This is a genomic window from Streptomyces sp. NPDC030143 (assembly GCF_055573695.1).
Window position 1 is genome coordinate 155,462 of record NZ_JBVIAY010000016.1, and the last position, 14,288, is coordinate 169,749.

The following is a 14,288-nucleotide window of genomic DNA, read 5'->3' on the forward strand; positions in this document are numbered from 1 at the left end:
GACAGCGGCGTCACCCGGTGCCCTGCGGGTCCCGTACACTTCTTCTGGCGATCCGGGTCACCGGGTCGACTTCGCACGCCCCGGTACGGGGGCCGGAAACGGTCCGTACGTATCAGCGCCCCTCGGTCCTTCGTGGCTCGGCGCACCGCGGGCGTCAGGCGCGGGAGCCGTCCGGCATCCGCGGCACAACCGAGAAACCCAAGGAGAACGGCCATGGCCGTCGTCACGATGCGGGAGCTGCTGGAGAGCGGCGTCCACTTCGGTCACCAGACCCGTCGCTGGAACCCGAAGATGAAGCGCTTCATCTTCACCGAGCGCAACGGCATCTACATCATCGACCTGCTCCAGTCGCTGTCGTACATCGACCGCGCCTACGAGTTCGTCAAGGAGACCGTGGCCCACGGCGGCACGGTCATGTTCGTCGGCACGAAGAAGCAGGCGCAGGAGGCCATCGCCGAGCAGGCGACCCGCGTCGGCATGCCCTACGTCAACCAGCGCTGGCTGGGCGGCATGCTCACCAACTTCTCGACCGTCTACAAGCGTCTGCAGCGCCTCAAGGAGCTCGAGCTCATCGACTTCGAGGACGTCGCCGCCTCGGGTCTGACGAAGAAGGAGCTCCTGGTCCTCTCGCGTGAGAAGGCCAAGCTGGAGAAGACCCTCGGCGGTATCCGCGAGATGTCCAAGGTGCCCAGCGCCGTCTGGATCGTGGACACCAAGAAGGAGCACATCGCGGTCGGCGAGGCCCGCAAGCTCAACATCCCGGTCGTCGCGATCCTCGACACCAACTGCGACCCCGACGAGGTCGACTACAAGATCCCGGGCAACGACGACGCGATCCGCTCCGTCACCCTGCTCACCCGCGTGATCGCCGACGCCGTCGCCGAGGGCCTCATCGCCCGCTCCGGTGTCGCCACCGAGGGCAAGGGCGAGAAGGCCGCCGGCGAGCCGCTGGCCGAGTGGGAGCGCGACCTGCTCGAGGGCGAGAAGAAGGCCGAGGAGGCCCCGGCCGCCGAGGCTGCTGCCGAGGCGCCCGCCGCTGAGACGCCCGCTGCCGAGGCCCCCGCCGAGGCCCCTGCCGAGGCCCCTGCCGAGGCTCCCGCCGAGGCGCCGGCCGCCGAGGCCGAGCAGGCCTGACCCGTCAGCGTCCCTGGTGACGGCGGGAGCGGTGACATGAAGTCCGCTCCCGCCGTTCACCCGTAGGTCAGCGAACGGACAGCGCTCCCGGTCTCCATGGGAGCGCACGCCGCAGATCTTCGATCCTCCAGACTTCGAGAAAGACTCACAGACTCATGGCGAACTACACCGCCGCCGACGTCAAGAAGCTCCGCGAGCTCACCGGCGCCGGCATGATGGACTGCAAGAAGGCGCTGGACGAGGCCGAGGGCAACGTCGAGAAGGCCGTCGAGGCGCTCCGCATCAAGGGCCAGAAGGGCGTCGCCAAGCGCGAGGGCCGCTCCGCCGAGAACGGCGCCGTGGTCTCGATCATCGCCGACGACAACTCGGCCGGCGTCCTCGTCGAGCTGAAGTGCGAGACGGACTTCGTCGCCAAGGGCGAGAAGTTCCAGAGCGTCGCCACCGCCATCGCCGAGCACGTCTCCAAGACCTCCCCGGCCGACATCGAGGCCCTGCTCGCCTCCGAGATCGAGCCCGGCAAGACCGTCCAGGCGTTCGTGGACGAGGCCAACGCCAACCTCGGCGAGAAGATCGTCCTGGACCGCTTCGCGCAGTTCACCGACGGCTTCGTCATCGCGTACATGCACCGCACGATGCCCGACCTGCCCCCGCAGATCGGTGTCCTCGTCGAGCTGGACAAGCCGAACGCCGAGGTCGCCAAGGGCGTCGCCCAGCACATCGCCGCCTTCGCGCCGAAGTACCTCTCCAAGGAGGACGTCCCCGCCGACGTCGTGGAGTCCGAGCGCCGCGTCGCCGAGGAGACCACCCGCGCCGAGGGCAAGCCCGAGGCCGCCCTGCCGAAGATCGTCGAGGGTCGCCTCAACGGCTTCTTCAAGGACGCCACGCTGCTCGGCCAGCCGTACGCGCTCGACAACAAGAAGTCCGTCCAGAAGGTCCTGGACGAGGCCGGTGTCACCCTGAAGCGCTTCACGCGCATCAAGGTCGGCATCTGAGTCCGTACCGCGACGGACGCCCGGCCCCGATAGGGTCGGCAGCAGTCGTCCGGGTACGTCGTCACCGGACGTGTGGCGGACGACAGCAGATCTGACGAGGAGGCCATTGCCGCGCATGGGTTGCGAACGACACCCCACCGGCAATGGCCTTCTTCGTATGTGCACCACGTGAAAGAGGCGGGATCTCCCATGAGCACCAAGGCCCAGAAGAGCGACGACGGCAAAGTACGCGGCCGGTACCTGCTGAAGCTGTCCGGCGAGGCATTCTCCGGCGGCGGGGGCCTGGGCGTGGACCCCGACGTGGTGCACAAGATCGCCCGTGAGATCGCGGCCGTCGTGCGCGACGGCTCGCAGATCGCGGTCGTCATCGGCGGCGGCAACTTCTTCCGCGGCGCCGAACTCCAGGTACGCGGCATGGACCGGGCCCGCTCGGACTACATGGGCATGCTCGGCACCGTGATGAACTGCCTCGCCCTCCAGGACTTCCTGGAGAAGGAGGGCATCGACAGCCGGGTCCAGACCGCCATCACCATGGGCCAGGTCGCCGAGCCGTACATCCCGCTGCGCGCCGTGCGCCACCTGGAGAAGGGCCGTGTGGTCATCTTCGGCGCCGGCATGGGCATGCCCTACTTCTCCACCGACACCACCGCCGCGCAGCGCGCCCTGGAGATCGACGCCGAGGCGCTGCTCATGGGCAAGAACGGCGTGGACGGCGTCTACGACTCCGACCCGAAGACCAACCCGGAGGCGGTCAAGTTCGACTCCCTCGGCTACGGCGAGGTCATCACGCGCGAACTGAAGGTCGCCGACGCCACCGCGGTCACGCTGTGCCGCGACAACAAGCTCCCGATCCTCGTCTTCGAGCTTCTGGCCGAGGGCAATATCGCGCGGGCCGTCAAGGGTGAGAAGATCGGCACGCTTGTGGGCGACCAGACCGGCCAGGTCTGACGGCCGGGCCCGACCGGTGAGACCGCCGGTTCGACCGGCACGACCCCCGGTCCGACCGACGAGAACAGCGGTCGCCACGACAACACCTGACCGGGGGACGGACCCTGGTCGAGGGATGGACAATGTCCTGCCGGTCGGGAACCGTGCAGGAAGAAGACGCGACGCAGCCGGCCGCCGCCCCCGCAAGGAACCGCAGCCGGGCCTACTCAAGACACGCAGGAGCAAGTGGTGATCGAAGAGACCCTCCTCGAGGCCGAGGAGAAGATGGAGAAGGCCGTCGTGGTCGCCAAGGAGGACTTCGCCGCGATCCGCACCGGCCGTGCGCACCCGGCGATGTTCAACAAGATCGTGGCCGACTACTACGGTGCGCCGACGCCGATCAACCAGTTGGCCTCGTTCTCCGTGCCGGAGCCGCGCATGGCGGTCGTGACCCCGTTCGACAAGAGCGCTCTGCGCAACATCGAGCAGGCGATCCGCGACTCCGACCTGGGCGTCAACCCGAGCAACGACGGCAACATCATCCGTGTGGTGTTCCCCGAGCTGACCGAGGAGCGCCGCCGCGAGTACATCAAGGTCGCCAAGGGCAAGGGCGAGGACGCCAAGGTGTCCATCCGCTCCGTCCGCCGCAAGGCCAAGGACGCCATCGACAAGTTCGTCAAGGACGGCGAGGTCGGCGAGGACGAGGGCCGCCGTGCGGAGAAGGAGCTCGACGACACCACCGCGAAGTACGTCGCTCAGGTGGACGAGCTCCTGAAGCACAAGGAAGCGGAGCTTCTCGAGGTCTGATGAACGACTCTTCCTGGGGCGCTCCGCCACAAGCCGGTTCACACGGTGCACAGGCCGGGTACTGGGGGCCCGAAGGCCACGGGCCTGTCCAGGGGGCTGCCCCGGCGGGTCCCACGTACGATGCGCCTGAGGCGCAACAGACTCGCCCCATGCCCATCGTCCCCGACGTACCCGCTCACGGCGGAAACCAGGATGACGACCGGGGGGCCGCTCAGCCGGGCGGCCCCTTGTTCCGACACGAGACGCACTCCGGCCGGACCCACCGGGACGGAGCGCACCGAGACGACACCCACCGCGGCGGCGACGACCCCTACGGCCACCGGTCCCACGGCCACGGGGCGTACCGCGGCGGGACCCACGAGACCCCGTCGGCGCAGCCCCCTGCGGCGGTGCCGCAGAATCCGGAGCCCATGCCCGACGCCCCGCAGCCGGCGCCCGCACCGCAGAAGAAGAGCGCGGGCCGTGACCTGGGCGCGGCCATAGGCGTCGGGGTCGGGCTCGGCGCGGTGATCGTCGCGTCGCTGTTCGTCGTCAAGGCCGTCTTCGTCGGTGTGGTCGCGGTCGCCGTGGTCGTCGGCCTGTGGGAGCTGACCAGCCGGCTGCAGGAGCGCAAGGCCGTCAGGGCCCCGCTCGTGCCGCTCGCGCTGGGCGGTGCGGCGATGGTCGTCGCCGGGTACGTCCGCGGCGCCGAGGGCGCCTGGGTCGCCATGGCCCTGACGGCGCTGGCCGTCCTGGTCTGGCGGATGACGGAACCGCCTGAGGGCTACCTCAAGGACGTCACGGCCGGTGTCTTCGCGGCCTTCTACGTGCCGTTCCTGGCGACCTTCGTCGCGATGATGCTCACCGCGGACGACGGACCGCAGCGCGTCCTGACGTTCCTGCTCCTGACGGTCGTCAGCGACACCGGGGCGTACGCCGTCGGCTGGCGCTTCGGCAAGAACAAGCTCGCTCCGCGCATCAGCCCGGGCAAGACCCGCGAGGGCCTGCTCGGCGCGGTGTCGTTCGCGATGGTGGCGGGCGCGCTGTGCATGCAGTTCCTGATCGACGACGGGACCTGGTGGCAGGGCCTGCTGCTCGGCGTCGCGGTCGCGGCCAGCGCCACGCTCGGCGACCTTGGCGAGTCCATGATCAAGCGGGACCTGGGCATCAAGGACATGGGCACCCTGCTTCCGGGGCACGGCGGCATCATGGACCGCCTGGACTCCCTGCTCCCGACGGCTCCGGTGGTGTGGCTGCTGCTGGTGCTGTTCGTGGGGTCCGGCTGACCCTGCCCCCGGTCTCCGTCCGCCGAGCCCCCGCTCCCGTGAGCGGGGGCTCGGGCGTTCGACGGCGTCCGGGGCCGGTGCGCGGCGGTGAGGGCTCAGGGGTCCTTGCGCCATGAGCGCCTGATCAGGCCGCGCGGCCCAGGCGGGCACAGTGCTGCAAGGACCCCTCAGTCCAGGATTCCCAGTTCGCTGTCGGGACGACAGTGGGTGCACGGCGTGACCCCGTCGGCGATCGTGCGGACGGCCTCCTCGCGCGAGATCGCGCGCAGCCGCCTGCCCGCCATGTGGCAGCCGCCCACGTGCACGGAGACCGGAACGCCGCCGCCTGTCCCCAGGTCGACCGTCCAGTCGGGCCGCCGCGGCCGTCGCCGCTCGCCGCGGCGCCGCTCGGCCTCGCGGCGCTCCACGTCGGCGATGCGCTGCCGCACCCGCGCCAGGGAGAGGCCCAGCCACGTTTCCAGCACCCGGAGCCTCGGCAGGTCCGGCGGCAAATCATCGTTCACGTGTTCGATTCTATGGTGCGTGGTCCGGAGGGACACCCCCGTGACCGGGCGGTGTCCCTCGCCCGCGCGCGGCCACGCCGCCGGAGGCTGACGCCGGCCCTGTCGTGCCACCGACGTCCGACCGGCGGGCCGGCCCCGCGAAAGGGGTGCGGCGGTCGCGGGTGCGAGACCGAGCCGGATGTCCGCTCAGCCCGCTGCGGCCATGCCATCGGTGTGCTCGCCGTCCCGACCCTTGTCGTCCTGACCGGATCCGGAATCGAGGTCGCCGCCTCCCGGCCCTGACCCCGACGGGAGCCGACGCCCCCCCGACGGCCGGCCGGCACCGGTGAGATCCGGGTCACTCCATCGATCTGCGACACTGGTAAGGCCATGCCTAAGCCCGGAGAACTCACTTTCGTCGCCCCCCGCGGAGCCCAGAAGCCGCCGCGGCATCTCGCCGACCTCTCGCCCGCCGAGCGGAAGGAGGCCGTGGCGGGGATCGGGGAGAAGCCGTTCCGGGCGAAGCAGCTGTCGCAGCACTACTTCGCGCGGTACGCGCACGACCCCGCCGAGTGGACCGACATCCCCGCCGGATCGCGCGAGAAGCTGCGCGAGGCGCTGCTGCCCGAGCTGATGACGGTCGTGCGGCATCTGTCGACCGACCAGGGCACCACCCGCAAGACCCTGTGGCGGCTGTTCGACGGGACGCTCGTCGAGTCGGTGCTGATGCGGTACCCGGACCGGGTCACCATGTGCATCAGCTCGCAGGCGGGCTGTGGGATGAACTGCCCGTTCTGCGCGACCGGACAGGCGGGGCTGGACCGGAACCTGTCCACCGCCGAGATCGTCCACCAGATCGTCGACGGGATGAGGGCGCTCCGGGACGGGGAGGTGCCCGGAGGGCCGGCCCGGCTGTCCAACATCGTCTTCATGGGGATGGGCGAGCCGCTCGCCAACTACAAGCGGGTCGTGGGGGCCGTCCGCGCCCTGACCGACCCCACGCCGGACGGGCTCGGGCTGTCGCAGCGCGGGATCACCGTCTCGACCGTCGGACTGGTGCCCGCCATCCACCGGTTCTCCGACGAGGGCTTCAAGTGCCGCCTCGCCATCTCGCTGCACGCCCCCGACGACGAACTGCGCGACACCCTCGTCCCCGTGAACACGCGGTGGAAGGTGCGCGAGGTGCTCGACGCCGGGTTCGAGTACGCGGCGAAGTCCGGGCGGCGGCTGTCCATCGAGTACGCCCTGATCCGCGACATCAACGATCAGGCCTGGCGGGGCGACCGGCTGGGGCGGCTGCTCAAGGGGCGGCCCGTGCATGTGAACCTGATCCCGCTGAACCCGACCCCGGGCTCGAAGTGGACCGCTTCCCGGCCCGCGGACGAGAAGGCGTTCGTCGAGGCCATCGCCGCGCACGGGGTGCCAGTCACCATCCGGGACACCCGGGGCCAGGAGATCGACGGAGCCTGTGGCCAGCTCGCGGCCACCGAGCGGTAGTCTGATCCCGGACAACTTCATACCTTCGTATTCCGACAGGGGAGCGCCACAGCGCTGAGAGTGCGGCGAGCGGGCCGCAGACCCTCTGAACCTCGCCCAGGTCATTCTGGGTAGGAAGTTCGGTCATCGCTCAAGCTGTTGCGCCCTGCCCGGGCCCCGTTGGGTCCGGGCAGGGCCGCGTCTCTTCCTGGTCACCTCCAGGAGGAAATCCGTGAACACCAGGACGTTCGTGGCCGCGGCCGTCGGCCTCGGTCTCGTCACGCTGTCCGCGTGTGGGTCGCAGTCTTCCGGCTCCGGCTCCGACTCGGGCTCCGGCGGCGGCGGTTCCAAGACCGTCACCCTCGTCAGCCACGACTCGTGGGCCGTCTCGAAGAACGTGCTCGCCGACTTCGAGAAGCAGTCCGGCTACAAGGTCAAGGTCCTCAAGGACGGCGACGCCGGGCAGGCCGTCAACAAGGCGATCCTCACCAAGGACAACCCGCAGGGCGACGTCTTCTTCGGCATCGACAACACGCTCCTGTCCCGCGCGCTCGACAACGACCTGTTCCAGTCGTACGAGGCCAAGGGGCTCGACCAGGTCGACGCCCGCTACCGGCTCGACGGCGACAAGCACCGCGTCACGCCCGTCGACTTCGGCGACATCTGCGTCAACTACGACAAGAAGTACTTCGCCGACCGCAGGCTGGCCCCGCCGGCCTCCTTCGACGACCTGGTCAAGCCCGCCTACAAGAACCTCCTCGTCACCGAGAACGCCTCCACCTCCTCACCCGGCCTCGGCTTCCTCCTCGGCACCGCCGCCCGGTACGGCGACGGGGACACCTCCCGTTCGGGCGGAGCGGGGAGCGGGGGAGGCTGGCAGGGTTACTGGAAGAAGCTCAAAGCCAACGGCGTGAAGGTCGTCGACGGCTGGGAGCAGGCCTACAACGAGGAGTTCTCCGGTTCGGCCGGCGGGAAGAAGGCCGGCGCCGACCGGCCGCTCGTCGTGTCCTACGCCTCCTCGCCGCCCGCCGAGGTCGTCTACGGAGACCCCAAGCCCACCACCGCCCCGACCGGCGTCGCGACCGGCACCTGCTTCCGGCAGGTGGAGTTCGCGGGACTGCTGAGCAACGCCGAGAACAGCGCGGGCGGCAAGGCGCTGATCGACTTCCTGATCGGCAAGGAGTTCCAGGAGGACATGCCGCTCAACATGTTCGTCTACCCGGTGCTCAAGGGCGCGGCCGTCCCCGCGGAGTTCACGCAGTACGGCCCGGCCGCGAAGGACCCCGAGACCATGGAGCCGGCGAAGATCGCCGCCGACCGTGACGACTGGGTCAAGTCGTGGACCTCGCTCGTCCTGAAGTGAGCGACGCGCGGACCACCCGGCGCGGGAGCGCGGCGCGGCTCGGCCTGATGGCCCTGCCCGTCGCGTTCTTCGGCGTCTTCTTCGCCTACCCCGTCGCCGCGATCGTCTCGCGCGGACTGAACGACGACGGGGCGTGGCACCTCGGGCGCCTCGCCGACGTACTGGGGCAGTCCGACATCCGGCACGTGCTGTGGTTCACCACCTGGCAGGCGCTGGCCTCCACCGTGCTCACCCTGCTGCTCGCCCTGCCCGCCGCGTACGTCTTCGCCCGCTTCGCCTTCCCCGGCAAGCAGCTCCTGCGGGCGGTGGTGACCGTCCCGTTCGTCCTGCCGACGGTCGTCGTCGGTACGGCGTTCCTGGCACTCGTGGGGCGCGGCGGGCTGTTGGACGAGCTGTGGGGCGTACGGCTGGACACCACCGTGTGGGCGATCCTGCTCGCCCACGTCTTCTTCAACTACGCGGTCGTCGTGCGGACCGTCGGCGGGCTGTGGGCGCAGCTCGACCCGCGACAGGAGGAGGCGGCGCGGCTGCTCGGCGCGTCCCGGCTCACCGCCTGGCGCACGGTCACCCTGCCCGCCCTCGGGCCCGCCGTCGCCGCCGCCGCGCTCATGGTCTTCCTCTTCACCTTCACCTCCTTCGGCGTGGTGCAGATCCTCGGCGGGCCGACCTTCTCCACCCTGGAGGTCGAGATCTACCGGCAGACGTCGGAGATCTTCGACCTGTCCACGGCCGCCGTCCTCACCTTCGTCCAGTTCGCCGCCGTGGGCGCGATCCTCGCCCTGCACGCCTGGACCGTACGGCGGCGGGAGACGGCCCTGCGGCTGGTGGACGCCTCGCTGACCGCGCGCCGGCCGCGCGGGGCGGGGCAGTGGGCGCTGCTCGCCGGGGTCCTCGCCACCGTCGTCGTCCTGCTCCTGCTGCCGCTGGCGGTGCTGGTGCAGCGCTCCCTGGACGCGCCCGGCTTCGCCTACTACCGGGCACTGACGAGCGACGACGGCAACGTCTTCCTGGTGCCGCCGATCGAGGCGATCGGCAACTCCCTCCAGTACGCGGTCGTCGCGACCGCCATCGCGGTGGTGATCGGTGGGCTGGCCGCCGCCGCGCTGACCCGGCGGGACGCCGGACGCCTGGTCAGGGGCTTCGACGCGCTGCTGATGCTGCCGCTCGGCGTCTCCGCCGTCACCGTCGGCTTCGGCTTCCTGATCGCGCTCGACGAACCCCCGCTCGACCTGCGCGGCACCTGGATCCTCGTGCCGCTCGCGCAGGCGCTGGTCGGCGTCCCCTTCGTCGTACGGACCATGCTGCCGGTGCTGCGGGCGGTGGACGAGCGGCTGCGGGAGGCGGCGGCGGTGCTCGGGGCGTCGCCGTGGCGGGTGTGGCGGGAGGTGGACCTGCCGATGGTGCGGAGGGCGCTGCTCGTCGCGGCCGGGTTCGCCTTCGCGGTGTCGCTCGGGGAGTTCGGCGCGACGGTGTTCATCGCGCGGCCCGACAACCCGACCCTGCCGGTCGCCGTGGCCCGGCTGCTGGGGCGGGCCGGTGAGCTCAACTACGGCCAGGCGATGGCCCTTTCGACGATTCTGATGCTGGTGTGCGCGGTGGCCCTGCTGGTGCTGGAGCGGCTGCGGACCGACCGGACCGGGGAGTTCTGATGCTGCTGCGCCTCGAGGGTGCGACCGTGCGGTTCGGCGGGCGGGCGGTGCTCGACGGTGTCGACCTCGCCGTCGCCGAGCACGAGGTGGTGTGCGTGCTCGGGCCGAGCGGCAGCGGCAAGTCGACGCTGCTGCGGGCGGTCGCCGGACTGCAACCCCTCGACGGCGGGCGGGTGGTGCTCGACGGACGCGACCAGACGGACGTGCCCGCGCACCGGCGGGAGCTCGGGCTGATGTTCCAGGACCACCAGCTGTTCCCGCAGCGGGACGTGGGCGGCAACGTGGCCTTCGGACTGCGGATGCACGGCACGCCGAAGAACCGACGGCGGGAGCGGGTGGGCGAGTTGCTCGACCTCGTCGGGCTGCCGGGTGCCGGTGGGCGGTCCGTCGCCGCGCTCTCCGGCGGGGAGCAGCAGCGGGTGGCGTTGGCCCGTGCGCTCGCGCCCCGGCCCCGGCTGCTGATGCTGGACGAGCCGCTCGGTCAGCTCGACCGGTCGCTGCGGGAGCGGCTCGTCGTCGAACTGCGGGAGCTGTTCGGGCGATTGGGCACGACGGTGCTGGCGGTCACCCACGACCAGGGGGAGGCGTTCGCGCTGGCCGACCGGGTCGTGGTGATGCGGGACGGGCGGATCGCCCAGTCCGGTACGCCGCTCGAGGTGTGGCAGCGGCCGGCCGACGCGTTCGTGGCGCGGTTCCTCGGCTTCGACAACGTGGTGGAGGCGAGCGTCCGCGGAGAGGTGGCGGACACCCCGTGGGGCGAGGTGCCGGTGCCGGCCGGCTCTCGGCAGGGGGCGTGCACGCTGCTGGTGCGGCCGGCGGGGGTGCGGTTGGTCGGTGCGGACGAGGGGCTGCGGTGCACGGTCGCCGCGCGCACGTTTCGGGGTACGCATGTCGCCGTCCGACTCCAGCCGGCGGGTGGGCCGAGGGATGCGCCGCCGCGGGTGGAGGCGGCGTGTGCGCTGCGGCTGGCGCCGGGCGTCGGGGACGAGGTGGGTGTGGCGTTCGACGCCGCGGAGGTCGTGGTGCTCGGCTGAGGAGCGCTGGGCGGGGGCGTCGGCGCGGCGGGCCGGTTGGCCGGTGCCGGTGCCGGTGTCGGGGCTGGGGCGGGGTGGTTGTCGCCGGCCCGTGCTCGGGGGGTGCCGCTGCGCCCACCCGTGCCGCCCCTGCGGCACGACTGCCCGCAGGTTCGGGAGGTGGGGTGCGCCGCCGCTGGGGCACGACTGCCCGCACGTGGGGTGGTAGGTGTCCCGGGGGTCCGGTGCGACGACTGCCCGCAGGCGGGGTGGTAGGTGTCCCGGTGGTCCGGTGCGACGGCTGGGCGGGGGGTGGGGGCGCCGGGCCGTGCTTGTGGGGGCCGCCGCCCCGGGGCCGTGCTCAGCGGTGCGACTCACCGCGGAAGCGTGGGGCAGCGGCGGTGGGGGTCAGCGGTTGCTCGAGCCCTTGCGGCGGAGGCCGAAGAACACCGCGCCGCCGCCGACGGCGACCAGGGCGACCGCGATGCCCACGATCAGACCGGTGTTCGAGCCGGCGCCGGTCTCGGCGAGGTTGGACTCGCCGACCGCGGGCGACGGGGCGTTGCTCGCGGTGCCTGCCGTACCCCCGGTCCCTCCGGCGCCCGGCGTGCCCGCGGCGGGCGCGGAACCGTCGCCGGAGGGCACCGACGCAGACGGCGTCCCGGGCTCGGCCGGGGCGGCCGGGGTCGAGGCGGTGTCCGACGGCGACGCCGAGGGCGAGGGCGACGCAGAGGCGGACGGAGTGGAGGGGGCACCGGCCCGGCAGGCCTTGGCGGGCGTCGTCAGGTGCGGCTCGATGTCGGCGTTGACGTCGGCGGTCGTGACGTGCACCCGGTAGATGGCGCCCGGCTCCCAGTCCTCGGCGAAGGTGACGGTGACGCCCTTGGCCGATGCCGCGACGGGCAGTTCGCCGACCTTGCGCAGGTCGGCCCCGTTGTTCTCGAGGAAGACGCTGACGACGGCCGGAGCCGCCGACTTGCCCTTGTCGGTGACGGTGATGACGCCCTTGGCGCCGTCACACGCGGCCTCGGCCGAGAAGTCCTTGATGTCGGAGGCCAGCGCGGGGCCGGCGACGCCGAACACGAGGGCTGCCGAAGCGGCGGTGACACCGAGCATGCGCACCGAACGAGCGGCGGTACGACGAGATATGGACACGTTTGTCCTTTACGAGATGCGCAACTGCGGGGGGTGGAGGGGGAGGTGACGCCCCCGATACGGCGGCGACAGCGTCCCCACGAGTCCCACAGGTCTATAAGCGTTTCATAAGTAATGTCAATCCGTGCGCCCCCCGTGCGCCCCGGGAGGCGACCGGTTCTCAGCCGCTGAGACGGCGCAGCGCCTCCGGGGCCTCCTCGATCCGGTCGACCAGCGCGATCCGCCCTTCCATCGACCGTTCCCGTGCGAGCGCCCGCAGCAGCGGCCAGGCCGGGAGCCGTTCGGTCCAGTGGGAGCGGTCCACCAGCACCATCGGCGTCGGCTCGCCCCGCGACCCGTAGTAGTTGGGCGTGGCGTTGTCGAAGATCTCCTGGACGGTGCCGGCGGCGCCCGGCAGGAACACCACGCCCGCCGTGCAGCGGGCCAGCAGGCCGTCCTCGCGGGTGGCGTTGGAGAAGTACTTGGCGATGTGCGCGGCGAAGGGGTTCGGCGGCTCGTGGCCGTAGAACCAGGTGGGGATGCCGACCGAGGGGCCGCCCCGCGGCCAGCGGGCGCGCACTTCGAAGGCGGCCGTCGCCCAGTCGGTGACCGACGGTGTGAACGACGGTGTCTTGGCCAGCATCCGCAGGGCCTCGGTGAGCATGCCGTCGGCGAGAGGTGCCGCGTAGGCGCCGAGGTTCGCCGCCTCCATCGCGCCCGGGCCGCCGCCGGTCGCCACGGTGAGTCCGGCGCGGGCCAGTTCCCGGCCGAGGCGCGCGGCACCGGCGTACGCCTCGGTTCCGCGCGCCATGGCGTGGCCGCCCATGACGCCCACCACGCGCTGTCCGGTGAGGAGTTCGTCGAGGGCGTCGGAGACGGCGTCGTCGTGGATCGAGCGGAGGACGGAGGCGAAGACGTCGCCGTTCGCCCTGGTCCGCTGGAACCAGGCGTAGGCGCGGGCGTCCGGGGTCGCCTCGTAGCCGCCCTCGTCGAGCGAGGCGAACAGCTCGTCGGGGGAGTAGACGAACGCCCGGTAGGGATCGAAGGCGAGGCCGGGGACCGGCGGGAAGACCAGGGCGCCCGAGGCCCGCACCCCGGCCGCCGCCTCCGGGGCCATGGGGCAGCCCAGGAAGACGGCGCCGGTGGTGTCGAGTGCCAGCAGGTCCGGCGTACGGTCCGTCAGGTCGACGGCCTGGACCCGGTAGTGGGACAGGGTGCCCTGGGCGGAGACCACCTCGTCGAACTCGGCGAGGGACTCGATCTCCCGGTCATGGGATCCGTCGAACGTCTGGGCGGGTGTGGTCGGATGCACCCGCCCATGCTAGGCGTCGCCGAACGGCCGGTGGTCAGCCCTCGACGGCGGACGGGTCCATCCAGACGACCTCCCAGGTGTGGCCGTCGAGGTCGTCGAAGGAACGGCCGTACATGAAACCGAGGTCCTGGGTGTCGCCGCTGGGGCTGCCGCCCAACGCCAGGGCGCGGTCGACCAGTTCGTCGACCTTCTCGCGGCTCTCGGCGCTCAGCGCGATGAGCACCTCGCTGGTCTTCGTGGCGTCCGCGATCTCCTTCTTGGTGAAGGTCGAGTAGAACGGCTTGGTGAGCAGCATGGCGACGATGGTGTCGCTGATCACCACGGAGGCCGCGTTCTCGTCGCTGAACTGGGGGTTGATCGAGTAGCCCAGCTCCGTGAAGAACTTCTTGGAGGCCTCGAGGTCGTTCACGGGCAGGTTGACGAAGATCATCTGCTGGTAGGCGGGGGCGGTCATCGGTCTCTCCCTTTCGGATCTGGCGCGTGTGCGGCTCGTTCGTGGTGTTCGGTGGGGTAGACCGGGGGGTCGTGCGGAACTCATCGGTGGTCGGTGACTTTTTTCGCGCGGGTTTTCGGGTGGGCTGCCGCGCCGGTTTCTCCGAGCGCCGTGCCTCAGGGGTCCTTGCACTCTGAGCGCCTGATCGGGCCGGGGGGGGGGGGGGGGGGGGGGGGGGGGGGGGGGGGAAGAACGAGGAGCGCACAGAAAGGGAGAAGACAAAAAACCAAGAGAAAATGAG

General features: G+C 71.3%; 13 protein-coding genes. 9 read left to right on the forward strand and 4 right to left on the reverse strand.

Annotated elements, in window-relative coordinates:
* Nucleotides 1–213 precede the first annotated feature (213 nt).
* The 5 genes from rpsB to ACZ4YY_RS25930 all read left to right on the forward strand — a co-directional run bounded on the left by rpsB (nt 214) and on the right by ACZ4YY_RS25930 (nt 5,125).
* Nucleotides 214–1,134 (forward strand): 30S ribosomal protein S2, encoded by a 921-nt coding sequence (rpsB, locus tag ACZ4YY_RS25910; RefSeq protein WP_468294696.1) that lies wholly within the window; start codon nt 214–216, stop codon nt 1,132–1,134.
* A 155-nt stretch (nt 1,135–1,289) separates the two neighbouring features.
* On the forward strand, nt 1,290–2,126 hold the full coding sequence (gene tsf / locus ACZ4YY_RS25915) for a translation elongation factor Ts (protein ID WP_468294699.1): 837 nt from the start codon (nt 1,290–1,292) through the stop codon (nt 2,124–2,126).
* Nucleotides 2,127–2,315: 189 nt separating this feature from the next.
* The gene (gene pyrH / locus ACZ4YY_RS25920) at nt 2,316–3,074 is read left to right on the forward strand and encodes a UMP kinase (protein WP_468294702.1); all 759 of its coding nucleotides are present in this window, start codon (nt 2,316–2,318) and stop codon (nt 3,072–3,074) included.
* Between the two features lie 228 nt (nt 3,075–3,302).
* A complete protein-coding gene (frr, locus tag ACZ4YY_RS25925) occupies nt 3,303–3,860 on the forward strand; it encodes a ribosome recycling factor (RefSeq protein ID WP_468294705.1) in 558 nt (185 codons plus the stop codon).
* Nucleotides 3,860–5,125, forward strand: coding sequence for a phosphatidate cytidylyltransferase (locus tag ACZ4YY_RS25930; protein WP_468294708.1), 1,266 nt, complete (start codon nt 3,860–3,862; stop codon nt 5,123–5,125). Before frr ends, ACZ4YY_RS25930 begins: the two co-directional genes overlap by 1 nt.
* A 167-nt stretch (nt 5,126–5,292) precedes the next feature.
* On the opposite strand, the gene ACZ4YY_RS25935 is transcribed toward ACZ4YY_RS25930, so the two are convergent.
* Complete coding sequence (locus tag ACZ4YY_RS25935; protein ID WP_468294711.1) at nt 5,293–5,628, reverse strand: DUF6233 domain-containing protein; 336 nt, start codon at nt 5,626–5,628, stop codon at nt 5,293–5,295.
* Nucleotides 5,629–5,997: 369 nt separating this feature from the next.
* Here ACZ4YY_RS25935 and rlmN point away from each other — a divergent pair, with 369 nt between their 5' ends.
* From rlmN to ACZ4YY_RS25955, 4 genes are all read left to right on the forward strand, one after another.
* Entirely contained in the window at nt 5,998–7,104 is a 1,107-nt protein-coding gene (gene rlmN / locus ACZ4YY_RS25940) for a dual-specificity RNA methyltransferase RlmN (RefSeq protein ID WP_468294715.1), read from the forward strand.
* A gap of 211 nt (nt 7,105–7,315) precedes the next feature.
* Nucleotides 7,316–8,446, forward strand: coding sequence for a thiamine ABC transporter substrate-binding protein (locus ACZ4YY_RS25945; protein ID WP_468294719.1), 1,131 nt, complete (start codon nt 7,316–7,318; stop codon nt 8,444–8,446).
* Nucleotides 8,422–10,095, forward strand: coding sequence for an ABC transporter permease (locus tag ACZ4YY_RS25950; RefSeq protein WP_468294722.1), 1,674 nt, complete (start codon nt 8,422–8,424; stop codon nt 10,093–10,095). The genes ACZ4YY_RS25945 and ACZ4YY_RS25950 overlap by 25 nt, the downstream gene beginning before the upstream one ends.
* Nucleotides 10,095–11,129: an ABC transporter ATP-binding protein gene (locus tag ACZ4YY_RS25955; protein WP_468294725.1), complete on the forward strand. Its 1,035-nt coding sequence runs from the start codon at nt 10,095–10,097 to the stop codon at nt 11,127–11,129. Before ACZ4YY_RS25950 ends, ACZ4YY_RS25955 begins: the two co-directional genes overlap by 1 nt.
* Nucleotides 11,130–11,516: 387 nt before the next feature.
* On the opposite strand, the gene ACZ4YY_RS25960 is transcribed toward ACZ4YY_RS25955, so the two are convergent.
* The 3 genes from ACZ4YY_RS25960 to ACZ4YY_RS25970 all read right to left on the reverse strand — a co-directional run bounded on the left by ACZ4YY_RS25960 (nt 11,517) and on the right by ACZ4YY_RS25970 (nt 14,008).
* The gene (locus ACZ4YY_RS25960; RefSeq protein WP_468294728.1) at nt 11,517–12,263 is read right to left on the reverse strand and encodes an LAETG motif-containing sortase-dependent surface protein; all 747 of its coding nucleotides are present in this window, start codon (nt 12,261–12,263) and stop codon (nt 11,517–11,519) included.
* A 160-nt stretch (nt 12,264–12,423) separates the two neighbouring features.
* Nucleotides 12,424–13,554 carry an LOG family protein gene (locus ACZ4YY_RS25965; protein WP_468294731.1) on the reverse strand — a complete coding sequence of 377 codons (1,131 nt, stop codon included), beginning with the start codon at nt 13,552–13,554 and terminating at the stop codon, nt 12,424–12,426.
* Between the two features lie 34 nt (nt 13,555–13,588).
* On the reverse strand, nt 13,589–14,008 hold the full coding sequence (locus ACZ4YY_RS25970; protein ID WP_468294734.1) for a VOC family protein: 420 nt from the start codon (nt 14,006–14,008) through the stop codon (nt 13,589–13,591).
* Nucleotides 14,009–14,288 lie beyond the last annotated feature (280 nt).